Origin of the sequence: Kitasatospora sp. NBC_01287, from assembly GCF_026340565.1 — a bacterium.
Classification (GTDB): Bacteria; Actinomycetota; Actinomycetes; order Streptomycetales; family Streptomycetaceae; genus Kitasatospora.
Genome location: NZ_JAPEPB010000001.1, coordinates 1664948 through 1687639, shown reverse-complemented (window position 1 = coordinate 1687639; position 22692 = coordinate 1664948). Strand labels below are relative to the sequence as shown.

20 protein-coding genes are annotated in these 22692 nt (G+C 74.8%); 16 read left to right on the top strand and 4 right to left on the bottom strand.

Annotated features, from left to right (window positions below; translation table 11 throughout):
* Positions 1-20: 20 nt before the first annotated feature.
* From OG455_RS06895 to OG455_RS06885, 3 genes are all read right to left on the bottom strand, one after another.
* On the bottom strand, positions 21-1205 hold the full coding sequence (locus tag OG455_RS06895; RefSeq protein WP_266300676.1) for an MBL fold metallo-hydrolase: 1185 nt from the start codon (positions 1203-1205) through the stop codon (positions 21-23).
* A 376-nt stretch (positions 1206-1581) separates the two neighbouring features.
* A complete protein-coding gene (locus tag OG455_RS06890) occupies positions 1582-2034 on the bottom strand; it encodes a MaoC family dehydratase (protein ID WP_266291290.1) in 453 nt (150 codons plus the stop codon).
* 83 nt (positions 2035-2117) lie between these two features.
* Positions 2118-2585, bottom strand: a complete 468-nt coding sequence (locus OG455_RS06885) for a pyridoxamine 5'-phosphate oxidase family protein (protein ID WP_266291288.1) — start codon at positions 2583-2585, stop codon at positions 2118-2120.
* 217 nt (positions 2586-2802) lie between these two features.
* Between OG455_RS06885 and OG455_RS06880 the strand changes: the two genes are divergently transcribed.
* The 16 genes from OG455_RS06880 (at position 2803) to OG455_RS06805 (ending at position 20450) form a co-directional block, all read left to right on the top strand.
* Positions 2803-3798: a hypothetical protein gene (locus OG455_RS06880; RefSeq protein ID WP_266291286.1), complete on the top strand. Its 996-nt coding sequence runs from the start codon at positions 2803-2805 to the stop codon at positions 3796-3798.
* A gap of 235 nt (positions 3799-4033) precedes the next feature.
* Positions 4034-4639 (top strand): hypothetical protein, encoded by a 606-nt coding sequence (locus OG455_RS06875; RefSeq protein WP_266291284.1) that lies wholly within the window; start codon positions 4034-4036, stop codon positions 4637-4639.
* Positions 4640-4644: 5 nt separating this feature from the next.
* On the top strand, positions 4645-5679 hold the full coding sequence (locus OG455_RS06870) for a hypothetical protein (protein WP_266291282.1): 1035 nt from the start codon (positions 4645-4647) through the stop codon (positions 5677-5679).
* A 79-nt stretch (positions 5680-5758) separates the two neighbouring features.
* Positions 5759-6589, top strand: a complete 831-nt coding sequence (locus OG455_RS06865; protein WP_266291280.1) for an SAF domain-containing protein — start codon at positions 5759-5761, stop codon at positions 6587-6589.
* Positions 6589-8079 carry a hypothetical protein gene (locus OG455_RS06860; protein WP_266291278.1) on the top strand — a complete coding sequence of 497 codons (1491 nt, stop codon included), beginning with the start codon at positions 6589-6591 and terminating at the stop codon, positions 8077-8079. Before OG455_RS06865 ends, OG455_RS06860 begins: the two co-directional genes overlap by 1 nt.
* The gene (locus tag OG455_RS06855; protein ID WP_266291276.1) at positions 8069-10126 is read left to right on the top strand and encodes a CpaF family protein; all 2058 of its coding nucleotides are present in this window, start codon (positions 8069-8071) and stop codon (positions 10124-10126) included. Before OG455_RS06860 ends, OG455_RS06855 begins: the two co-directional genes overlap by 11 nt.
* Complete coding sequence (locus OG455_RS06850) at positions 10123-11211, top strand: type II secretion system F family protein (protein ID WP_266291274.1); 1089 nt, start codon at positions 10123-10125, stop codon at positions 11209-11211. Before OG455_RS06855 ends, OG455_RS06850 begins: the two co-directional genes overlap by 4 nt.
* The gene (locus OG455_RS06845; protein WP_266291272.1) at positions 11208-12095 is read left to right on the top strand and encodes a hypothetical protein; all 888 of its coding nucleotides are present in this window, start codon (positions 11208-11210) and stop codon (positions 12093-12095) included. Before OG455_RS06850 ends, OG455_RS06845 begins: the two co-directional genes overlap by 4 nt.
* Positions 12096-12142: 47 nt before the next feature.
* On the top strand, positions 12143-12412 hold the full coding sequence (locus OG455_RS06840; protein ID WP_266291270.1) for a hypothetical protein: 270 nt from the start codon (positions 12143-12145) through the stop codon (positions 12410-12412).
* 74 nt (positions 12413-12486) lie between these two features.
* A complete protein-coding gene (locus OG455_RS06835; RefSeq protein WP_266291268.1) occupies positions 12487-12846 on the top strand; it encodes a TadE/TadG family type IV pilus assembly protein in 360 nt (119 codons plus the stop codon).
* Positions 12843-13385, top strand: a complete 543-nt coding sequence (locus OG455_RS06830) for a TadE/TadG family type IV pilus assembly protein (RefSeq protein ID WP_266291266.1) — start codon at positions 12843-12845, stop codon at positions 13383-13385. The genes OG455_RS06835 and OG455_RS06830 overlap by 4 nt, the downstream gene beginning before the upstream one ends.
* A gap of 43 nt (positions 13386-13428) precedes the next feature.
* Positions 13429-13887 carry a hypothetical protein gene (locus OG455_RS06825; RefSeq protein ID WP_266291264.1) on the top strand — a complete coding sequence of 153 codons (459 nt, stop codon included), beginning with the start codon at positions 13429-13431 and terminating at the stop codon, positions 13885-13887.
* On the top strand, positions 13887-17876 hold the full coding sequence (locus tag OG455_RS06820) for a LysM peptidoglycan-binding domain-containing protein (protein ID WP_266291262.1): 3990 nt from the start codon (positions 13887-13889) through the stop codon (positions 17874-17876). Before OG455_RS06825 ends, OG455_RS06820 begins: the two co-directional genes overlap by 1 nt.
* Before the next feature lie 139 nt (positions 17877-18015).
* Positions 18016-19038: a DUF4190 domain-containing protein gene (locus OG455_RS06815; RefSeq protein ID WP_266291260.1), complete on the top strand. Its 1023-nt coding sequence runs from the start codon at positions 18016-18018 to the stop codon at positions 19036-19038.
* A gap of 72 nt (positions 19039-19110) precedes the next feature.
* Positions 19111-19728, top strand: a complete 618-nt coding sequence (locus OG455_RS06810; protein ID WP_266291258.1) for an MBL fold metallo-hydrolase — start codon at positions 19111-19113, stop codon at positions 19726-19728.
* A gap of 158 nt (positions 19729-19886) precedes the next feature.
* The gene (locus tag OG455_RS06805) at positions 19887-20450 is read left to right on the top strand and encodes a nuclear transport factor 2 family protein (RefSeq protein ID WP_266291256.1); all 564 of its coding nucleotides are present in this window, start codon (positions 19887-19889) and stop codon (positions 20448-20450) included.
* Positions 20451-20495: 45 nt separating this feature from the next.
* Here OG455_RS06805 and OG455_RS06800 read toward each other — a convergent pair whose 3' ends face one another.
* Entirely contained in the window at positions 20496-22508 is a 2013-nt protein-coding gene (locus tag OG455_RS06800) for a putative Ig domain-containing protein (RefSeq protein ID WP_266291254.1), read from the bottom strand.
* Between the last annotated feature and the right edge of the window lie 184 nt (positions 22509-22692).

Here is a 22692-nt window from a genome sequence, read left to right as displayed (position 1 = left end):
GTCAGGCGGTCACCCGGAGGTCAGGCCGGGACCTCGTCCTCGTGGCCCAGCCCCGGCGCGGCCGGTGCCGTGGGGGCCGCCGTGGCCGCCGGGCGCTCGGCCGGTGCCGGGGCGGGCGCCGACGCGGGCAGGCCCGCCACCGTCCGCCACCAGGCGTGCGGCGCGGGCGGCTCGGCCGGCTCGAACGGCGCGCCGGGCAGCGGCACCGCCAGCGCGGCGCCGAGGGCCGCGGCCGCCGCCACCGTCCGCTCGGCGGGCTCCTCCCAGGGGTGCGGTGCCAGGTTGAAGGTGGCCCAGTGGATCGGCAGCAGCAGCCCACCGCGCAGGTCCAGGTGGGCCCGCACGCCCTCCTCCGGGGTCATGTGCACCTCGGGCCAGAACTTGCTGTAGGCACCGACCTGGGTCATCGTCGCGTCGAACGGGCCGAGCAGCTCGCCGATCCGCTCGAAGCCGGGGAAGTAGCCGGTGTCCCCGCTGTGGAAGACCCGGTGCTCGGGCCCGGCCACTGCCCAGGAGGCCCAGAGCATCTGCGGGTCGGTGCGCGGGCCGCGGCTGCAGTAGTGCCGGGCCGGGGTCGCGGTCAGGGTCAGGCCGGCCACCTCGGCCGACTCCCACCAGTCCAGCTCGGTGATCCGGGCGGCCGGCACGCCCCAGTGCTCCAGGTGCGCGCCCACCCCGAGCGGGGCGGCGAACCGGGCGCCGGAGCCGATCAGCGCCCGGATCGTCGTCATGTCGAGGTGGTCGTAGTGGTCGTGGGAGATCACCACCACGTCCACCGGGCCGAGGTCGGCCAGCCGGATCGGCATCGGGTGCAGCCGCTTGGGGCCGATTCCGGGGAACGGTGAGCAACGCACCCCCCAGACCGGGTCGAAGAGCACACGGCGGCCGTCCAGCTCGGCCAACACGGTGGCGTGGCCCAGCCAGGTCAGCCGCAGCCCCGAGGCGGGCGCGGTGGCGAGCTCGGCGGAGCGCAGCCGGTGCACCGGGATCGGGCGGGCGGGCACCCGGCGGGCCTTGTCGGTGGCGAGCTGGGCGCGGGTGATCTCCAGCGGCGACTTCTCGTAGACCAGCCGCCGGGTGGGCACCGGATTGCGGAAGGCGCCGTCCACGAAGTTCGGGCTGCGCCGGATCCGCTCCAGGCGCGCACCGGTGGGGACGGCGCCGAAGGCGTCCGTCCGGATCCGTCGCCAGCCGGCGGCCGTCAGACCGCGAAGATCGGTGAGTCGGGACGAGCTGGGGGCGGGGCCGGGCACGGCACCTCCTGGGAGCGGGACGTCCATGGTGCCGCCGTGCCGGCGGCACCATGGAGAGCGGGCACCGGTGCGGCCAGGGCCGCCGGGCGCCCGCTCGAACGGATCAGTACGTCATGACGATCAACATCTCATCGGGAGACTACCGGGCGCGCACGGGGCGGGCGCGGTGGATCGCTTGATCGGCCCGCCGTTCGGGCGCCCGGCGCGAGCGGGCCGACGATACGTCAGGTCGGCCGCCGGCGGCGGGTCGGACGTGTCGGCCGGGTCGGCCGGGTCGGCCAGGTCGGCCAGGTCGGCCAGGTCGGCCGGGGCAGACGGGTCGGCCGGGTCAGACGTAGAAGCGGGTGATCGTCTCCGCGACGCAGTGCGGCTTGGCGCCGGCCTCGCTCGCGATGGTGAACCGCACCACGGCCTGCCGCCCGCCCGGCACCTCGGTCATCGAGAGCAGCTCGGCGGTGGCCCGCACCGGGGTGCCGACCGGCAGCGGGGCCGGGAAGCGGACCTTGTCCGAGCCGTAGTTGACCGCCATCCTGATCCCCTCGACCCCGTAGCACTCCTTGGCCAGCAGCGGGATCAGCGAGAGCGTCAGGTAGCCGTGCGCGATCGGGCCGCCGAACGGGCCGGACTTGGCGCGCTCGGGGTCGACGTGGATCCACTGGTGGTCGCCGGTCGCCTCGGCGAAGAGGTTGACCTGCTCCTGGGTGACGGTGTGCCAGGCGCTGCCGCCGAGCTCGGTGCCGACCGCCGCGGTCAGCTCGTCGAGGGTGGCGAAGGTCGTCATGCTGCGCTCCTGAGGATGGTCGGGGGCCGGGCCGGGCCGGGTCGGGCCGAGGTCCGACCGGGCTCGTCCCCGGGAGCGTAGCCCTACCCGCCGGTCACCTGGCCCCGGGGTGTGGCCGCGTGGGCGAACCGCGGCTCCTCGTCGGGGCCGCGCAGTCGGCGTCCCGAGACCAGTTCGGCGGTGAGCCGCACGAACATCGGCTCCTGCCCGGCCAGCCAGAGCCGCGGGCCGGTGCGCAGCAGCTCGGCGTGCTGCTCGCGGTCCCTGACCAGCGCGGCGGGCCCGTGCACCAGCACGCTCCAGCCGGTCCGGGCGGCCTCGTCGAGGTGGTCGGCCTGGAACGCGGCGACCGTGCCGTCCAGGGCGCGGGCCGGCGAGCCGCCGGGGAGCATCGCGAGCGCCAGGCGCCCGTCGGCGCCCAGGTGGAAGGGGACCGGGAGCACCCGCAGCAGCGCGTGCTCGGTGTACACCACGCGCCCGATGGGCACGGTGCTGAGCAGCCGCAGGCATTCGGCCTCGCTCAGATCCTCGATACGGTCGACACGGTCCATAACCCGATGGTGCGCCCGTCGGGCGCGGGCCAGTAGGGCCCATGGTCCCGGAGCAGGGATCGCGGGTCGGGGCGCGGCTCAGGGCGCGGGTCGGGGTGCTGACCGGGCGCCGGGCGGTTCCCGTGCCGTCGGCGGCGGGCGGAAACCCACGTCGCGGCCCATCGGTGCGGCAGAGTGGCGACCAGCGGGGACGGGTACGGCGAAGAGGGGTGCGGGAGTGACGGGTGGTGCGGGAGTGACGGGTGCGGGTGCGGGTGCGGGTGCGGGTGTGCGCTCGGGTGTGCGCTCGGGTGTGCGCTCGGGTGTGCGCTCGGGTGTGCGCTCGGGTGTGATGGGGACGGGCGCGGGCACGGCGGGGGCGGCCGGGGCTTCGGGCGGGGTCGACCTGGTGGTGATCGGCGCGAACGGCGGTCCGGAGCGCAGCCACGGGGGCTCCGCGCTGGCCGCCCACGGCGCCCAGGTGCTGGCCCAGGCGCTGCCGGCGGTCTGCTTCGACACCGGCAACCGGGGTTGCCGGGTGACCGTGGTGCCGCCGGAGGCCGACGCCAACACCATGCTGACCGCGCTGCGCGAGGCGGCCCGCCAGGAGAGCCGCTGGCTGGTGGTCTGCCTGCTCGGCCAGCTGGTCGCCGACCCGCGCGGTCGGCGCCTGGCGCTGGTGGCCGGCGGCAGCACTCCGGAGAACGCCTACCGGCGCGGCCTGGCCTGGGACTGGGTGGTGAGCTGCATGGTGCACGGCGCGCAGGAGGAGGCCCTGCTCCTGGTCGACGCGGTGGCCCCGCCGGAGACCTGGGCGGCGATCGGCGGTCTGGACGGCGAGCAGGGGGTGGCCGAGCTCCTCGCGCACTCCCGCGTGCCGCTCTGGGGGCGGGTCGGTCCCTACCCAGGGGGGCGGCGCGGGCGCTCGGCGGTGCTGCCCGGTGGTGAGGGCTCGTTCAGTTGGGCGCTGGGGCGGGTGCTGGAGCGCGGAGTGCCGGGCGCGCCCCCCGCCCTCGCGCCGGCCGAGTTCCATCCCGCGGTGGCGGCCGAGCTGGCCTGGGGTGAACTGGCGTCAGGACTGGAAGCACGGCTGCTCGTCCCTCCTTCGGGTGGCCGGTTGTTGCTGCGCAATCGGGCGGCGGTGCGCGGCGCACTGGCCGGATTGTCGGTTTCCGAAGAACTGTTGGCTGTTCTGTGGCGCGAAAGTGCCCCAACGGATCCGCCTTCCGCGTAAGGTCAGGGGCCCAAGGTGTTGCCGTACGCGGTTGGGTTGGCGAAGAATCGTGCCCCACACCGCACTTCGGCACCTGGCAGGTGTTTTCTGCCAACTTCGGGGCCGGGTCGGATGGTCGCGACTAGGTGGGGCTATGCGCCGTTGCAAGGCTTTCTTACGCCTACGGGCGGTCGGGGTCGGTGCGTCGGTTCTGCTCACGCTTTTCACGGCCGGCTGTGCGGGGGGATCGCCGGGGGTGGCGCAGCGGCTTTCAACCGCCGTGCCTGGCGGGGGTGATGTCGCGGGTGGTACTTCGGTGCCGGGCACGGGCGGGGGGCTGCTGCCGAGCGCGGTGGCGAGTGCCCCGGCAGGTGCGGGAACGGGCGGTGCCGCGGGCTCGTCGGGCAGCACGCCGGCCACGGGCGCCGCGCCCACCACGGGGGCGCCGGGGGCGGTCGGCCGGGTTGTCCTGGGGGCCTATCAGGACTGGTGGGCGGCGCAGGTGGCGGCCTACTCGGGAGCTGATCCGAACGGTGCTCAGGTCAAGGCCTATTCCAACGGAACCGCGTTGGGGAACATCCTGCTGAGCCTCCATTCGTTGCACGCCGCCAAGTTGGTGATGACCGGCGAGCCGGTGCTTTCCCCGGTGGTGCGGAGCCTGGATCTGAACGGCTCCTCGCAGAGTGCGGTGATCGAGGACTGCGTGGATGTCTCCGGTTGGCACCAGAGTGATCCGAGCAGTGGCGCGCTGAAGGATCCGCCGCAGCGGCTGACCCGATATCCGGCGCAGGCCGTACTGCGGTTGGACGGAAGTATCTGGATGGTGTTCGAGTTCACTCGCGAGGCAGGTCGGACATGCTGAGCACAATGCGTCGAGCTCTTGGTCAACTCATCCTGCTCACCGGCCTGGTGGCGGCGGTGACGATCCCCGCGCAGGCGGCCTCTCCCACGGGGGGGCTCAATCCCTGCGTGGTCCAGGCGATTTGCGTGGTGATCCAGACACCGGGGAGTCCGGGTGCGCCCGGTGGGACGGGTGGCACCGGTGGGACGGGCGGCGGCAGCGGGGGCGGCGCCACCGGTGAGCCGAGCTGCACGTGGAACAACGCGCAGTACCCGTGCTGGGATCCGGACCTGGGGTGGTTCAACACCGTCGACGGTTGCTACTACCTGCTGGAGGTCCCGCAGCCGCCGGCCGACGATCCGTCCTGGGGCACGAACCTGCCCAAGGACGGCTCGATCTACCTGCTGACCTGTGACAACTACACGGAGAGCCACACCGAGTTCCTGAACAAGCCGCCGAACCTCGACGCGCCACCACCGACGCCCGCGACGGTGGGCCAGATGGCCTTCAACGAGCTCGTGTTCAAGACGCCGACGGCGCACAGCGCCCCGGTGGGCCAGGCGCTGGTGGGGGTGCCGGTCTGGCTCTGGTACGACACTCCGAACGCCCCGGCGGCCGAGGTGGTGGGGCCGCAGACGGTCAACGTCTCGCTGAACGGCGTCTCGGTGGACGCCACCGCCACCCTCACCAAAGTGGTCTGGGACCTCGGTTACCGGGACCCGGCCACCGGCCAGGAGGCGACGGTGGAGTGCAAGGACAAGGGCGCCGGGCACCCGTACGCGCCCGGTGACGAGAAGAAGAGCCCGCCGCCGGCGGACGCCTGCCTCGCCCAGTTCGACAACATCTCCTCCACGCCGCCGAGCCCGCCCGCGTCCCTGCCCGCATCCTCGCCCGCTGCTTCGGGTGCCGCGGCTGCCGGGTTCGACCTGGTCGTGACCCAGTACTGGACCGTCAGCACCAAGGACATGATCAACGGCGGTGAGCCCTGGGGGCCGCTGCTGGTCAAGGTCTCCAGCGCGCCGCTGGCCCTGCAGGTCAACGGCCTGCAACTGCTCAACTAGCACCCCGAGCAGTGCCCCCGAAGGCCCCGAAAGTCCCGCACACCCCGCTCGCGCAGCTCGTCAGGAAGGCCGCAGCCCGATGGAGAACCGCACCTTCTCGTCGCCGACCCTCGGCGCCCCGGGAGCCGTCGGCCGTGATCAGGAGCAGGCGGGCGCCGCCCCCGTGACGGGGCGCGCCGCGGCCCGCTCCGCCCCGGTGGCCCCGTCCCGCTCGTTGCGGGCCCGGCGGCGCAGGCCCGCCGTGATCGCGATGGCGGCCGCGCTGATCGCCGCCGGCGGGCTCGGCGGCGCGGCGCTCTACAACAGCACCGGCAAGCGGATCGCGGTGCTGGCGCTGGCCCGCGACGTCCCGTACGGGCAGCCGCTCACCGCCGCCGACCTGGTGGTGGCCCGGATCGCCAGCGACCCGGCGCTCGCGCCGGTGAACGCCGCCGACCTGGACATCGCCGTCGGCCAGCGCGCCACCACCGACCTGCACCAGGGTGCGCTGCTGCTGGCCGCCGACCTGACCCGGCAACTGGTGGTGCAGCCCGGCATGCAGGAGGTCGGCCTGCCCGTGCATCCGAGCCAACTGCCCGCCGACGGGGTGCAGGTGGGCCAGCAGATCGTGCTGGTGCAGGTCGGCGACCAGCCGTCGCCGACCGGCGGCGGCGCGGCACCGGGACCGCAGACGATGAACGCGGTGGTCGCCCAGCTCGGCCCGGCGGGCGGCGACGGCAGCCGGGTGATCGACCTCGCGGTGCCGCCGGCCCAGGCACCGACGCTGGCCCAGTGGGCGGCGGCCGGGCACTTCCAGGTGATCCTGGCGCCGAAGGCCGGGGCCGCCGCCGGCGCGTCGGCGGGCCCGTCGCCGGCCGTGTCGCCCTCGGGCAGCCCGGCACCCGGCGGTTCGGGCGGGAGCGCCGCCTGATGGCCGTGATCGCGGTGACCGGCGGCCTGGGCGCCCCGGGGGCCACCACCTCGGCGCTCGCCCTGCTGCTCTCCTGGCCGCTGGCGCCGGGGCGCCGGGTGCTGCTGGTCGAGTGCGACCCCGATGGCGGCGCCGCCCTGGCCGGTGCCCTGGAGGGCCGGGTCGAGGCGGTCTACGGGCTGCGCAACCTGGCCGTCGCCGACCGGCGCGGGCTGCTCGCGCAGAGCCTGTGGGAGCAGCTGATCGACATCTCGCCGGAGGGTGAGGGCGAGCGCCTGCTGCTGCCCGGCCTGACCGACCCCGCGCAGGCCGCGGGCCTGGCCTACACCTGGGAGCCGCTGGTCGAGAGCCTGCACGCGCTCGAACCCAGCGGCTACGACGTGCTGCTCGACCTCGGCCGGTCGGGGGCGGCCGGCGCCGGCGCGGTGCTGGCCCGGCGGGCCGACGCGGTGGTCGCCACCGTCCGCACCACGCTGCGCGGGCTCAGCTCGGCCCGCCCGCGGCTGGCCGCGCTGCGCGAGGACCTGGAGAGCGCGGGCAGCGGGGCGGACGCGCTGGGCCTGCTGCTGATCGCCGAGGGCCCCTACCCGGCGGCGGACGTCACCCGACAGCTCGGGCTGCCGGTGCTCGGCGTGCTGCCGTTCGCGGCCAGGACCGCCCGGGTGCTCTCGGACGGCGGGGACAGCACCGACCGCAAGTTCATCCGCTCCGAGCTGATGCGCACCGCGCGGACGGCGGCGGACCGGATCCAGGGCCTGGTGGAGCAGCGCCGGGAGCGGCTGAGCCGGCTGACTCCGCCGCCGCGGACCGAGGCGGCGGCCGAGCCCGCGCGGGAGGCCTTCGCGCGCGAGGCCTTCGCCGGGCCGGGGCCGGTGGCCGCGCCCGCGTGGGGGGTGGCGCCCGAGCCGTACCAGCCGTACCAGCCGTACCAGCCGGCCCAGCAGGGCGCGGTGCCGGTCGGAGCGGCGTACCAGCCGCAGGCCTACGCGCCGCCGTCGGGGCAGGACTTCGCGCCGCGGGACTTCGTGCCGCAGGAGTTCCGGGAGCCTCAGCAGTACCGGGAGCCCCAGCAGTACCAGGAGGTCCAGCCGCACCCGCAGTACCAGGGGTACCAGCCGGTGCCGCCCGTCCCCTCGGCCGGCCACCCCGCGCCCGCGCCCGCGCCCGGGCCGGCGCCGGCGGTGGCGCCGGCGCCAATGGCGTACCCGGAGCCGGCCCGCTACCCGCGGACCGGTTACGAGACCGGCTACGAGGCCGGGTACGGCGCGGGTTACGGGGAGCCGCAGCCCGGTGGGCAGGCCTTCGCCTCGCCGGTCGGGCAGGTCTACGTGCCGCAGACCGGGCCGGTCCAGGTGGTGCCGGGGCCGGTGCCGCCCGGGCAGAGCTATCCGCCGCTCGCTCGGATAGCGCCGCAACCGGCGGCTCCCGAGCCGTTCCGGGCGCCGACCGAGGATGCCGAAACCCAGGGGGAGGTGCTCCGTGCGCGGTAGCCCGATGCGTGACCGCTCCGTCCCGGCCGAGCCGGGCGACTACCAGCTGCAGGCGCACGAGCAGCCGCCGCACGAGCAGCAGGCGTCGCAGCAGCCCTACCAGCAGCCGCAGCCGCAGCCGTACCAGCAGCAGCCGCAGCACGACGCGGCCGCCCGTCCGTTCGCGCCCGGCGGCCCGTTCCCGGCGGCCGCCGGGGCGGGCGCGGCCGGGCAGGGCGGGCCCGCCCAGGAGCCCGCGTCCGACTGGGTGCGCCGGCCCGCGACGTTCCCCGGCCCCGTGGCCGCGCCGGTGGTGCAGCTGACGCCGGGCCCGGGGTCGGCCACCGCCGCGGGTGTGCCGCTGCGGCTCGCGCCGGGGCCGGTGCTGCCCGGCCCTGTTCCACCCGGCCCCGTGCCACCCGGTCCGGTGCGCCCGGGACCGGTGCTGCCCGGCCCGGCCGCCGCCGCTGGGCAGTTGGCCGCCGGACAGCCCTGGTCGGTGCTGCCACCACCCGGGCCCGCCCCCGCACCGGGTCCGGTGCCGACGCCCACGCCCACGCCCACGCCCACGCCCACGCCCACGCCCATGTCCGCGCCCACGCCCATGCCGACGCCCACCCCGACCGCCTCACCGTCCGGCCTGCCGGTGCTGCCCCCGCCCGAGCGCTGGGGCCCGGGCAGTGCGCCGACGGTGGACTCTCGGGTGGCACGGGAGCTCAAGCGCCAGGTGGCCGCCGAACTCCACCAGCAGCTCGCCAAGCTGACGGGCAATCAGGGCGTGGACGTCGACCGCGCCACCCGCCGCCAGCGCGGCCGGGCGCTGATCGAGGAGGCGGTGGCCCGCTGGTCGGACGGCTACGCCCAGACCCACGGCGTGACCCCGACCCGCGAGCAGGACCGGGCACTGGCCGAGGCCGTCTTCGACCTGCTCTTCCGGGCCGGGCGCCTGCAGCCCTACCTGGACGACCCGGAGATCGAGAACATCATGATCAACGGCTGCGACGACGTCTGGATCTCCCGGGTGCACCAGCCGCTGCGCAAGGTCGAGCCGGTGGCCGACAGCGACGCCGAACTGGTGGAGCTGCTCCAGGACCTGGCCCGCCAGCACGGCGGCGGCGAGCGCAGCCTGAACACCGCCAACCCCACCCTGGCGCTGCGCCTGGAGGGCGGCATGCGCCTGCAGGCGATGACCGAGGTGACGCCGCGGCCCTACGTCGCGATCCGCCGCCACCGGGTCGCCTCGGCCACCCTCGCCGACATGGTCAACCTGGGCACCGTGGACTCGACCATCGCCGCCTTCCTGGCCTCGGCGATCCGGGCCCGGAAGAACGTGATGATCACCGGCACCCAGGGCGTGGGCAAGACCAGCCTGCTGCGCGCGATGGCCGCCGAGATCCCGCCGGACGAGCGCATCGGCACCCTGGAGTCGGAGTTCGAGCTCTGGCTGCACACCCTGGGCCACCTGCGCCAGGTGGTGCCGATGGAGGCCAGGGAGGGCAACGGCGAACGGGTCGACGGCAAGCCGGCCGGCGAGCTGACGATCGGTGAACTCATCCCGGCCGCACTGCGGATGACGCTGTCGCGGATCATCGTCGGCGAGGTCCGCTCCGGCGAGGTGGTCCCGATGCTCCGGGTGATGACGAACGGCGAGGGCGGCTCGATGTGCACCCTGCACGCCCGCGGCCCCCACATGGTGGTGGACCGGATCGCCGAACTCTGCCTGGAGTACGGCGCGCACATGACCGACACGCTCGCCTACCGGCTGGCCTCCAACGCGCTCGACCTGATCGTGCACGTGGCGATGGTCGACGAGACGGCGGTGGGCGGCCGGCGGCACCGCTTCGTGTCGCACGTCCTGGAGGTCACCGGGCTTGGCGAGAACGGCCGGCCCGCGCTGAACACCGTCTTCGGTCCGCGCCCCGAGCTGGGTGAGCCGCGCGCGGTGCCGCACACGCCGCCGAACTGCCTGGACGACCTGCGCCGGGCCGGCTTCGACGCGGGCCTGCTGCAGTCCGCGTACGGGAGTTGGAGCGCTCCGCTGCCGCTGCGGATCGGGGGCGTGCGGTGACGCTGCTCTACGCCCTCTGCGGGGTGCTGCTGGTCGGCGGTCTGGTCGCCCTGGTGGTCGGCCTGACCGGTGCGGGCGGCGACCCGGGCGCGGCCGACGGGTCCGGGCCGAGCCCGCTCGCGACCCGCGCGCACGTCCTCTGGTACGGCGCGCCGGGAGCGCCCGCGCCCGCCGTGCTGCGCCTGCGCCGGATCCAGCTCGCGCTCTCGCTCACCGCCGCGCCGCTGACCTGGCTCTTCAGCCGGATCGCGCTGACCGTGGTGCTGGTCCCGCTGATCATCTTCGGCTTCCCCTGGCTCTTCGCGGTCACCCGGTCCGACACCCGGCACATCGTCCGGTTGGAGGCGCTGGCCGACTGGACCCAGCGGCTCTCCGACGTCCTGCTGTTGGGCACCGGCCTCAACCAGGCCCTGATCACCAGCCGCCGCACCGCGCCCCTCGCGCTGCGCACCGAGGTGGAGGACCTGGCCGCCCGGCTGCAGGCCCGGTGGAACGCCGAGGACGCGCTGCGCGCCTTCGCCGACAGCCTCGCCGACGCCACGGCGGACAAGGTGCTCGCCGCGCTGCTGCTGCGGGCCGGGGACAGCGGTCCTGGCCTGAGCCGGGCACTGGCCGACATGGCCGACTCGGTGCGGGACGAGGTGCGCCAGCGCCGGGCGATCGAGGCCGACCGGGCCAAGCACCGCACCACCGTGCGCTGGCTGGTCACGATCATCTTCGGGGTGATCGTGGTCGGCTCCTTCAACACCCGCTACACCGCCCCGTACAGCACGGGCCAGGGGCAGTTGGTGCTGGCGGTGCTGGCCGCGGCGTTCATCGGGGTGATCGCCTGGATGCGCTCGCTGGCCGCCCACAAGCCGCTGGCCCGCCTGTTGGAGCAGGACCGCCGCAGTCGGGTGGGCGCGCTGCCCGAGCCCGCCGACCCGCAGGAGGCGGCGCCGGACGGCACCACCGCCGGGTGGTCCGGGGTGCCTCCCTACGCCGGGCCCAGCGGGGCCTTCGGCACCGGTCCCGGCTCTGGCACCGGTCCCGGCACCGGCTCCGGCGACGGTGGCCGCCCGCCCCTGCTGAAGGAGCCCCGATGATCTCGCCCTGGGCCGTGCTGGCCGGCTGCGTGGCGGCCGCCGGGCTCGCCCTGCTGATCGCCGAACTGCGCCCGGCGCCACCGGACCTGGGACAGGCGCTGGACCGCCTGCACCGGACCCCGGCGGAGCGCCAGGCGGACGAGGCGGCCTCCGGCGCCCGCTGGTACGACCGGCTCGGCGACCGCTCCCTCACGCTGGCCGGCTCCCGGGTGCCGATCCAGTCGCTGGCGCTGATCGGCCGCACCCCGGCCCGGTTCATGGCGCACAAACTGCTCTTCGCGCTGATCGGCCTGGTGCTGCCCGGCTACCTCTCCGCGATGGCGGTGCTCACCGGCTTCGCGCTGCCCGTGGCGCTGCCCGCGCTGCTCGGCCTTGCGCTGGCGGCCGGCGGCTGGGTGCTGCCCGACGCGATCGTGCAGAGCGAGGCCAAGGAGGCCCGCACCGAGTACCTGCACGGCATCGCCGCCTACCTCGAACTCGTCGCGCTGGAGCGGGTGGCCGACCACGGGCCGGCCGAGGCGATGCGCCGGGCGGCGGCGGTCGGGCGGGGCACGGTCTTCCGCCGGATCCGCGACGCGCTGGAGCGGGCCGCCACCGACCGGCTACCGCCGTGGGACGGTCTGGACGCGCTCGCCGCCGAACTCGGCCTGACCGCGCTGCAGGACGTGGCCGACATCATGCGGCTCTCCGGCACCGACGGCGCCGCCGTGTACGACACCCTGCGGGCCCGGGCCAAGGGCCTGCGCGACGAACTGCTCGCCACCGAGCTGGCCGAGGCGGGTGCCACCAGTGAGCAGATGGTGGCACCCGGCGCGGCGCTCACCCTGCTGATGACCGTCATGATCGTCTACCCCGCGCTGTACCAGATGCTCCATGTGTTCTGAATGCCCGTCCGGCCCACCGGACTTCCGTCCCCCGAGGAGAACGAACCATGAAGACCCTGCGCACTCTCGCACACCTGCTGCTGCTGCCCGTCCTGCTGCCCCTGCAGGTCGGCGGGATGCTGCTGCGGATCCACGTCGGCCGGGCCAGGACGGCCCGCGCCGACGGCGACCGCGGCGCGCTGAGCATCGAGATGGCGCTGATCGTGATCGTCGTGGTGGCGATCGCGGGCAGCATCCTGGCCGCCGTGAACTCCTTCAGCGGGACGGTCAAGACCAGCATCCCGAGCACGCTGCCGAACAACATCACCCCGCACTGATCCAGCCCGCACTGATCCAGCCCGCGCTGATCCGAACGGAACTGACGACGCGTCAACGGGGAGGCGACCGCGGGGTGCTCAGCATCAGCTTCGCGCTCGTCTTCCCGGTGATCGTGCTGCTGGTGCTGCTGGTGGTCCAGGTCGGGGTGCTCTGGTACTCGGAGAGCGTGGCCCTGGCCGCGGCGCGCGAAGGCGCGGACGCGGCGCGGTCCTACGGGGGGACCGACCAGGACGCCACCGATCGGGTCACCGGTTTCCTCAAGCCCTTCAACGGCCTGCTCGGCACCTCGACCGTGGGGGTGCGGCGCGCGCCCGACGACACCACGGTCACCGTGACGGTGCGGTTCGAGCCGCTCTTCCTGGTGCCGGGGCTGGACGGTCTGACGGTCGTCCAGCGCGTGCAGGAGCCGGTCGAACGGTATGTCGGCCCGTGAACGCGGCAGCGGGAGGGGAGCGGGGGATCGACGGCGGTGGTGGCGGCGGTAGCGGCGACGGCGGTGGCGGCGTGCGCCGGCGCGGAACCGCGCGGCGGGGCGGCGGGCGCGGCACCGGCGAGCGCGGCAGCCTGGCGATCGAGGCGGCGATCCTGGTCCCGGCGATCGCCGTGCTCTTCAGCCTGGTGGTGGTCATCGGCCAGTTGGAGTCCGCGTCCGGCAGCGTGCAGGAGGCGGCCAGGGTCGCCGCGCGCACCGTCACGCTGAACTACGCGAACAGCGAGACGGACGAGCAGCTGAACCAGGTGGCCCTGACGGCGGTCGACCAGTCGCTCGCCCAGAACGGCGTCACCTGCCACGGGTTGGACGTGCGGGCGACCCGCTCGACCCTGCAGACCGGCCCGCTGCCCCTGCGGACCGTGCGGGTCGAGGTGAAGTGCACGGTCGCGGTGAATGATCTGTTCGTGACCGGGGTACCGGGCGAGGTGAAGTTCGACGAATACTTCACCTCGGTCGTGGACTACTACCGTCCGCAGTGATCCGGTGACTCATGGAATGCGATTCAGGCCCTGGGGAGGGGATGTGAGGGTCCGTCGGGGCGGCCGCGACCGCGGCACCATCTCGATCTTCGTGGCGTTCAGCGTCAGCGCGATGCTGGTCTTCATGGGCATCGTGCTGGACTGCGGCGGCAGGCTGAACACGCTGGAGCGGGCCGACGCCATGGCCGAGGAGGCCGCCCGGGTCGGCGGTCAGCAGATCGACCAGGGCTCGGTGCTGGGCGGCAAGACGCCGCTGATCGACACCAAGGCCGCCCAGGCCGCCGCGACCGCCTACCTCCAGCAGACCTACGGCGGCGGCCTGACGGCCGAGTGGCCGGACCCGGGCAACCCGCCGCCGGCCGACGCCCCCAGCGTCACCTTCGTGGTCAACATCACCTACCGCACCACGCTGCTCGGGCTCTTCAACACACCCACCCTGCCCGTCCAGGGCATCGGCACCGCCACCCCGGTGCTCGGCAACCAGAAAGCGGGAGGCGCCTGATGGCCGCGCCACGAGCCAAGGTCCAAGCCCGCCCGGGGGGTTCCGCGACGACGGAGCGTCCGGGTGGCGCTCCGGCCGCGCCCGGGCGCGGCCCGCGAGGCACGGCCGCCCGGCCGCCGGGGCGGCGGCGCAGCGCGCTGCGCTCGGTGCCGGCCGCCTTCGGCGCGCTGCTGGTGCTGGCCGCGCTGCTGGTCGGCGTGCCCGCGCTGCTGCTCTACGGCACCCGTGCGGTGACCGCGATGGGCGGGGTGGGCCACGGTGGCCTCTGGCAGTCGCTCTCCAGTCCGGACAACGGGCAGCTCTTCCTCTGGGCGCTGGTCGGGATCGGCTGGCTCGGCTGGGGCTGCTTCGCGCTCTCCGTGCTGCTGGAGATCCCGGCGCAGTTGCGCGGGCGGGTGGCCCGGCGGCTGCCGGCCTTCGGCTGGAGCCAGCGGATGGCGGCCGGCCTGGTCGGCGCGGTGATCGCGCTGCTGCCGGTGGCCGGCGCCTCCTTCGCCGCCACCGGCCCCGGCCAGCTCACGGCCGCGGTCGCGCCCGCCCAGCTCGCCGCCGCCCCGCAGTACGCCGCCATCGCGGGCGCGCCGGCCGGTGCGCCGACCCTCGCGTTGCCCGCCGCCGACCCGCAGTCGCAGCAGCAGCAGCAGCAGCCCGGCTACACCGTGCGGGACAGCCGGCCTGCCGACAGCCTCTGGTCGATCGCCGAGCGCCAACTCGGCTCGGGGGAGCGGTGGCAGGAGATCGCCAAGCTCAACGCCGGTCGGGTGATGGACGCTTCGGGTGAGCGCTTCGACGCGGACCGGCCGATCCAGCCCGGCTGGCAGCTGCTGATGCCCGCCGACGCCAAGCCGGACGGCGCCGCGGCCGGGCAGTCGGGCGGGCAGCAGAGTCAGGCCGGTGGGCAGCAGGGCCAGTCGGGCCAGCAGGGTCAGCACGATGCCACCGCGACGGTTCGATCGGGTGACACGCTCTCCGCCATCGCGCAGCGGGAGCTGGGGAGTTCGGACGACTGGCAACAGCTGTTCGACGCCAACAAGGGCGTCCGCGCGCCGGACGGGGAGACGCTGACCGATCCGAACGCGCTGGTGCCGGGGATGGTGCTGGCCATCCCGGGCGCCCCGGCCGCGCAGCCGCCGGCCCAGGCCCAGGCCCCGGCACCGACGCCGGCACCGGTCCAGCAGTCGGCGCCCGCCGCCCCGGCGCCGTCCGCTCCCACGCCGTCCGCTCCCACGCCGTCCGCGCCTGCCCATCCCGGTGCGGGCGGCGGCACGGCCCCGTCGGCGCACCCATCAGCGCAGCCGTCCGAGCACCCGTCCGCCAGACCGTCCGGTGCTGCCACCGGCGCCGGGGCTGCTCACCAGGGCGGCGGTCCGGCCGCGAAGGAGGGTGCGCACCGGGCCGCCGGCGACGGGGACGAGCCGATCGGCGACTACATCCCCGCGCTCGCCGCCGCCGGCATCGGCGTGCTGCTCGCCGCCGTGCTGATCGGCTCGGTGGCCCACCGCCGCGGCGCCCAGCAGCGCGCCCGGCGCCCCCGGCACCGGATCCCGCTGCCCACGCCGCCGGCCGCCGCCTTCGAGGCGGAGCTTCGGGCCCGGCAGAACAGCACCGGCCTCGACCTGCTCAACCGCTCGCTGCGGACCATGGCCCGCAACGTCAGCCGGACCGGCAAGCGGCTGCCCGCCCTCGCGGCGGTCCGGGTCACCACCGGCGGCACCGTCGAGCTGCACCTGGCGGCCGCCGCCGTGCCGATCGCGCCGTTCCGTGCCGCGCACGCGCCCAACGTCTGGTGGTGCACGGCCGACTCCACCGACCTGCTCTCCGCCCAGCAGGCCGCCAAGGTGCCCGCGCCCTACCCCGCGCTGGTCACCCTCGGCACGGCCGCCGACGGCGCCGCCGTGCTCGCCGACCTGGAGACGGTCCGGCTGCTGCACCTGGCCGGCCACCCGGACGACGCGCGCGGGGTGCTGCGCACCATCGCGCTGGAGCTGGCCCACAGCCCGCTGGCCGACCGGCTCAGCCTGCACCTGGTCGGCTTCGGCGAGGACCTGCCGGTCTCCGAGGTCGTCGCGGACCGGGTGCACCGCTACCCCAGCCTGGAGACCGCGCTCGCCGCGCTCGAACCCCGGATCGCCAAGGCCCGCGCCTCCCTGGTCGAGGTCGGCGCGGCCCACCCGCGCGACGCTCGCAGCCGGGGCCACGCCGACGACGCCTGGGTGCCGGAGATCGTGCTCTCCGCGCAGCCGCCGATCGGTGACGTTCCGTCAGAACTGGGTCGGCTGCTCGACGGCAGGCCGCGCACCTGCCTGGCCGTGGTCGCCCGGGCGCCGGAGCGCGGCGCCGGGCCGGTGGCGCGCTGGACCCTGCCGAGCACCGGCCAGGCCACGCTGCCGGGCCTGAACCTGTCCTTCCAGCTCCAGCGCTTGTCGGACGAGCAGTTCGGCCACTGGACCGAGCTGGTCACCACCAGCGGCTCCACCGCGCAGCACCCGGCCCCCTCCTGGACCTTCGACGGCGAGGAGCTGGAGCCGGCCGACCTGCCCAAGCCGGTCCCGGTGCTGGTGGGGGTGAGCGCGGGCACCGCCCCGTTCGTCGGCGAGTCGCTGCCCGAGGGGCTGCCGGAGGTCGGGCCGCGCCTGATCGCCCGGGTGATCGGGACGGGCAGCAGCCCGTTCGCGTCCGTCGACCCGGCGGCCGCGACGGCGGTGCCGGGTGGTTCGGGCAGTGGTCCGGCGGGCAGTGGTCCGGCGGGCAGTGGTTCAGTGGGTGGTGGTGCGGCGGGAGGGGGTTCAGGCGGTTCGAGCGGTTCGACCGGTTCGAGCGGAGCAGCCCGGCACAGCGTCAACGGCCTCGGCCGGCAGGCGAACAACGGGCACCCGGTGGCGCCCGCGACGGCGGTGCCGGTGCTCCCGGTGCTCCCCGTGGCGCCGGTGGTGCCGGTGCTCCCCGCGGTGCCCGTGCCGCCGTCGCTGCCACCGTCCGTGCCCGACGCGGCCGCAGACGCGGCCCCCGCCGCCGAGCCGTCGGCCGAGCCCGTCCCCGCCCTGACGGCGGCCCCGGCCCCCGTGCCCGAGCCGGCCCCCACCCATGACACCGCCCCGCCCTCCGTCCTGCCCGACCCCCGCGTCCCGCTGCGCCCCGAGCCCGTCCCGGCCACCCCGCCCGGCGGCACCCCGACGGCGGGCCCCGCCACCGTCCGCACCGACGCCGACGACCTGCTCGCCATCCTGCGCTCCCCGGAGGCGCACGCGATCCGCACCACCCCCCGGATCCGGCTGCTCGGCCCGGTCGACGTGCTCGGTGCCTGCGGTCCGACCGACCCGGCCACCGTGCCCGCGCTGACCGAGCTCGCCGCCTACCTGGCCCTGCACCCGGGCACCGGCCCCGCCGCCGCCGACCGCGCCCTGCACCCGGGTGACCACGCCCGCCCGGACCAGGCGCTGCCCGCCACCTTCACCGCGCTGGCCGCCTGGGTCGGCAGCGACCCGGACGGCCGGGCCTTCCTGCGCCAGGACGACCAGGACAGCTGCGCGTTCGCCCCGACCGTGACCTGCGACTGGGACGAGTTCCGCAGCCTCTACCGGCGCGGCATGCGCAGCACCAGCAGCACCGCCGACTCCGCCCTCGCCCACGCCCTGGCCCTGGTCCGCGGCGCCCCCTTCGCCGAGGCGCCCGACACCGGCTACGGCTGGGCCGAGGCGGCCCGCCAGGACATGCTCGCCGCCATCGTCGACACCGCCCACGAACTCGCCGCCCGCCGCCTGCAGTACGGCGACCACCGCAGCGCCGAGGCCGCCGTCTTCCGCGGCCTCGCCGTCGCCCCGGACGTCGAAATGCTGCACCGCGACCTGTTCTACGCCTACGCCTCGGCCGGCGCCCGGGACCAACTACTGAAGGCCGTCAACCGCCTGGACGCCCTCAGCCGCCGCACCGGCCGCAGCCTCGACCCGGACACGGTGGCGCTGCTGCGCGACCTGCTCTCCAGCCCCTGACGGCGGCCGGTGGAAGTACGGAGTGGAATCGCGGAGTGGAAGCGCGGATCCGGGTGGCCGCGTCGGACGTCTCGGTGATCCGCTAGAGTCCGGCCACGATCGAACGGCCGCGCGGGCGGCCGGGCTTGGGGGCGGGGGCATGACGGACGCGGCGCGACCGGACGGCGGGGAGGCGGCGGTGCCGCAGGACGCGGCCGCGCGCGGGGCCGGTTCGAGCGATCCGTGGGCGCCGCCGGAGGGGGCCGCGCCGCAGGACGCCCGTCCTGCCGACCCGTGGGCGGCCGGGGGTGCACCGGCCGCGCCCGGCCCCGTCGGTGCCCCGTGGCCGCCGCCCGGCACCGGCCCGAACCCGTACGCGCACCCGTACGCGCACCCGTACGCGCGGGGCGGGCCGTACGCCCACCACCCCGACCAGCGCCCGGTGTTCGAGGTGACCAACGGGCTGGCCATCACCTCGTTGGTCACCGGGCTCACCTGCTGTCTCTGGCCGGCCGCGCTGGGCTTCGGCATCGCCGCGCTGGTCCAGCTCCGTCGTCGGCGCCAGCGCGGGTTCGGGCTCGCCGTCGCGGGGGTGCTGCTCGGGTCACTCGGGTTGCTGATGGGGACGGTCGGCGAACTCAATGGCTCCCTGCACCTCCACGGCTCTACCCGGGTCGTTCCGCCGGCCCCCGCGCTGCCGCTGCCGCTGCCCGGCGACACCCCTGCTGCCCCCGGCGGCCCTGCCGAACTGACCCCGAACCAGCAGGACTTCGTGAACGACATCGCCGAACTCGAAGTGCAGGACCGGGTGCTGGGTATCCCGGTGACCGACTCGGGGATGGCGGTCGAGGAGTCGCAGAGCACCGCCCAGGCGATCGTCGACACCGTGGAGACGCTCAAGACCACACGGTGGCCGACCGAGCTCCAGGGACAGATCGCCACGCTGGTGAACAGCCTGGAGGCCGACGAGTCCGCCTGGAACGCGGCAGCCACCGACACCACCGATCCGGTGGGGGCTTTCCAGGCAGCCCTGCGGATCAACGACCCCTCGACCGCCGTGGCCACCGCCCGCGCGGCGTTCTCGCTCACCGACGAGGACCTGCCGGTCGACCCGGACAGCGCGACGCCGGGCGATCCGGGCAGCACGCGCCCGGACGACAGCCCCGCACCCGCCTCGGTCTGAGCCTCGTTCGACGGCGTCAGGAGAGTCCACCTCGCCGACCAGGGCCACGACGGCGGCCGGTAGCGTGGCCGGATGCGTCTGACCAAGCTCGGACACGCCTGTGTCCGCCTCGAAGCCGGTGACCGCGTCCTCGTGATCGATCCGGGCACCCTGTCCGACCCGGACGCGCTGAGGGGCGCCACCGCCGTGCTCATCACCCACGAGCACGAGGACCACCTCGACCGCGACCGGCTCGCCGCGGCCCGCGCGGCCAACCCCGCGCTGACCGTCCACACCCACGCCGCGCTGGCCGCGACGCTGGGCCCCGGCACCGTCGTCGTCGCCCCGGGTGACACCTTCACCGCCGCCGGCTTCACCGTGCGCGCCGTCGGCGGCACGCACGCCGAGATCATCGACGGCCTGCCCGGCTGCCCCAACCTCGGCTACCTCGTCGACGGCGTCTACCACCCCGGCGACTCCCTCGTCGTCCCCGGCGAACCGGTCGACACCCTGCTGCTCCCCGCCTCCGGCCCCTGGCTGAAGCTCCGCGAGGCCATCGAACTCGTCCGCGCCATCAGGCCGGCCCGCGCCTTCCCCATCCACGACGCCAACCTCAGCGAGATCGGCCTGGAGAACTTCGACGGCTGGCTGGAGGAGGAGACCTGCACCAGCTACGCCCGCCTCCCGCTGGGCGAGCCGGTCGAGCTGTAGGGCGGGTCCCGTGGCGCTGCCGGACAGAGCTGGAACGAGCCATCACGATTCGTGATCGCCGGCCGCGTGGATCGGGTCTTGGTCGGGCGTGCCCGCGCGGCTTGACTGGTCCCAGGGCGGACGGGCCGCCCGGACCAGCGGAAAGGCGGGACCACCTCATGACCGGCACCGAGCCCAGCAGCACCCGGCCGACCAGCACCGAGCCGACCAGCACCGAGCCGACCATCGCCCGACTGCGCGGCGCCGCGGCGAAGGACGTGGTGCTCCGCTACTTCGCCGCCCTCGCGGCCGGCGACCAGCAGGCGATCCGGGACTCCTGGGCCGTGGACGGCACCTGCTGGTACGGCGGCGACCTGCCGATCTCCGGGCTGTGGCGCGGCCGGGACCGGGTGATCGACGGGTTCCTCGCCACCGCCTTCGCGCACCTCGACCCCGAGCGGGAGATCGGTATCCGGGTCACCAATGTCTTCGGTGAGGGCGAGCAGGTCTTCGTCGAGTGGGACTCCTGGGCGACCGGGCGCACCGGGCGGCCCTACCGGCAGGCGAACAGCGGCGTCTTCTCCGTCCGTGGCGGGCAGATCGCCACGATGCGGGAGTACGCCGACACCCAGGGCTGGGAGCGGGCACTGATCGACGGCGCCGGGACCGGACCCGGCACCGGCAGTGCTAGCGGCACCGGCACCGGCACCGGCACCGGCGAGGCTCCCGCCCCGCTGCGGTAGCGGGACGGGAGCCGGGTGAGCCCGTTGGCTGCTGGGCGCGGTGCTTCAGCTGACGTTGACCGCGGTGTCGTCGATCACGAACGAGGTCTGGTACTCGCTGTCCTCGGTGCCGGTGAACTTCAGCGTCACGGTCTGACCGGCGTAGGCCGACAGGTTGGCGGTCTGCTGGGCGTAGCCGGTGTTGTGGTTGAGGTTGGAGAAGCTGCCCACGGTGCCGAGCACGGTGCCCGAGCTGTTCAGCACCTGCACCTTGAGGGTGTCGTAGGCGGTGGTCTTGCTGGTCTCCGCGGTGTCGACGTGCAGCCAGTAGCTCAGCTGGTAGTTGGCGCAGCCGGTCGGCAGGGTGACGGACTGGGCGAGGGTGTCGGTGGTCGCCTTGCCGTAGCCGTCCAGCCAGGCGTCGTACGAACCGGTGTGCGCGGGCTCGGTGCTGCTGTCGGCGACCACGCCGGTCGAGGCGGTCCACGGCGAGGCGGTGCCGGTCTCGAAGCCGGGGTTGCCGAGCAGCTGGGCCGAGGTGCAGCCGCCGCCGGAGGCGGGGTTGACCGTCCAGCTGAAGGTGGCGGAGCCGCCGGCGTTGGTGCTGTCCTTGGCGGTCACCGTCACGCTCGCGGTGCCGGCGGTGGTCGGGGTGCCGGAGACCAGGCCGGTGGCGGAGTTGATGGACAGGCCGGCCGGCAGCCCGGTGGCGCTGTAGCTCAGGGTCTGGCCGGAGGCGGAGTCGCTCGCCGAGACCTGAAGGCTCGCGGCGGTGCCGACGGTGCCGCTCTGGCTGCCCGGGTTGGTGACCGTCACGGTGTTGCCGCCGGCCGGGTTGACCGTCCAGCTGAACGAGGCCGAGCCGGACGGGCCGGTCGAGTCGGTCGCGGTCACGGTCGCGTTCGAGGTGCCGGCGGTGGTCGGGGTGCCGGAGACCAGGCCGGTCGAGGCGTTGATGGACAGGCCCGCCGGCAGCCCGGTGGCGCTGTAGGAGAGGCTGCCGCCCGCGGTGTCGGTGGCCGAGACCTGAAGGCTCGCGGCGGTGCCGACGGTGCCGCTCTGGCTGCCCGGGTTGGCCACGCTGACGCCCGCGCTGCTGGTCTTGTTGAAGTCGGCGGTGATGGTCGACTCCAGGCCGCTGACCACGCCCGGGTCGCTGACGATCAGACCGAGTTCGCGGTTGTCGTTCAGCGAGTTGTCGGAGAAGTTCTCCGAGCCGGCGAACGCCTTGGCGGTCGAGGTGCCGTAGTCGGCGACGATGGCCTTGGCGTGGATGTAGAAGCCGGTCGAGCTGGTGTAGGTGGTCACCTTGCCGCCCGCGGCGGTGATCTCGTTGAGGTCGGTGGTGTAGGTGTTGTTCTCGTTCTCCGCCACTACCCGGACCGTGACGCCGCGCTGCTCGTCCGCGACGATCGCGTTGATCAGCGCGGTGTCGCCGAACTCCTCCTCCTGGACGTCCAGCGTGTGCTGAGCGCCGTTGATCAGGCCCAGCAGCTGGGTCTGCGAGTCGGTGGGCGACCAGACCAGGTCGTCGCCGTCGGAGGGGGTGATCGAGGTCTTCGCGTAGTCCGCGGCGAAGACCTGCTCGATCGCGTTGACGTCGTTGGCGTCGGTGTCGAAGACCCCGTAGTCGCGCGAGGTGGCGTAGTACGTGGTGTCGAAGTTGCCGGTGCTGATGTAGGACTTGGCGCCGTCGACCGTGATGGTCTTCTGGTGGGTGTAGACGAAGGCCGAGGAGGAGTAGGTGACCCCCACGCCGCCCGCGGACAGCGCGCTGTAGGCGGCGCTGTTCACCGAGGTCTGCTTGGCGTCCATGATGACGCGGACCGGGATGCCGGCCTTCTCCTTGGCCACCAGGTCGTTGACCAGGGTGGTGTCGCGCAGCTCGTAGATCGTGACATCGATCGACTTCGTCGCGGAGTTGACGAAGTTGTAGATCGCGCTCTCCCCCTGGTCCGGCAGGATCACCAGGGAGTAGGTGCCGGTCGCGGCGTGCGCGGCGGTCACGGGCGCGAGGACGCCGGCAGCAGCCATCGCCCCGGCGGCAAGGCTGGTCAGGGCGCGACGCGTGAGTCTCATTCAGGTCTCCGTGGGGGTAGGCGAGGGGATGTGACGCGCGTAGCTCCGACGTGCAACGCGCGTAGCTCCCTCAGTAAGACACAGGGCCGATGACGGGTGAAGTCCGCGCACATGACAACTGGCTTAACAGCCGGGCGACAGTTGACGATCCGTTCATACAATCTGTGTGCGAGGAAGTGTCCGC

What these genes read in the sequence shown, in the direction of transcription:
- OG455_RS06890 (WP_266291290.1), bottom strand. Translation starts at nt 2,034, where the DNA reads ATGACGACCTTCGCCACCCTCGACGAGCTGACCGCGGCGGTCGGCACC.
- OG455_RS06870 (WP_266291282.1), top strand. Translation starts at nt 4,645, where the DNA reads ATGCGTCGAGCTCTTGGTCAACTCATCCTGCTCACCGGCCTGGTGGCG.
- OG455_RS06885 (WP_266291288.1), bottom strand. Translation starts at nt 2,585, where the DNA reads ATGGACCGTGTCGACCGTATCGAGGATCTGAGCGAGGCCGAATGCCTG.
- OG455_RS06865 (WP_266291280.1), top strand. Translation starts at nt 5,759, where the DNA reads ATGGAGAACCGCACCTTCTCGTCGCCGACCCTCGGCGCCCCGGGAGCC.
- OG455_RS06840 (WP_266291270.1), top strand. Translation starts at nt 12,143, where the DNA reads ATGAAGACCCTGCGCACTCTCGCACACCTGCTGCTGCTGCCCGTCCTG.
- OG455_RS06805 (WP_266291256.1), top strand. Translation starts at nt 19,887, where the DNA reads ATGACCGGCACCGAGCCCAGCAGCACCCGGCCGACCAGCACCGAGCCG.
- OG455_RS06800 (WP_266291254.1), bottom strand. Translation starts at nt 22,508, where the DNA reads ATGAGACTCACGCGTCGCGCCCTGACCAGCCTTGCCGCCGGGGCGATG.
- OG455_RS06810 (WP_266291258.1), top strand. Translation starts at nt 19,111, where the DNA reads ATGCGTCTGACCAAGCTCGGACACGCCTGTGTCCGCCTCGAAGCCGGT.
- OG455_RS06845 (WP_266291272.1), top strand. Translation starts at nt 11,208, where the DNA reads ATGATCTCGCCCTGGGCCGTGCTGGCCGGCTGCGTGGCGGCCGCCGGG.
- OG455_RS06860 (WP_266291278.1), top strand. Translation starts at nt 6,589, where the DNA reads ATGGCCGTGATCGCGGTGACCGGCGGCCTGGGCGCCCCGGGGGCCACC.
- OG455_RS06815 (WP_266291260.1), top strand. Translation starts at nt 18,016, where the DNA reads ATGACGGACGCGGCGCGACCGGACGGCGGGGAGGCGGCGGTGCCGCAG.
- OG455_RS06820 (WP_266291262.1), top strand. Translation starts at nt 13,887, where the DNA reads ATGGCCGCGCCACGAGCCAAGGTCCAAGCCCGCCCGGGGGGTTCCGCG.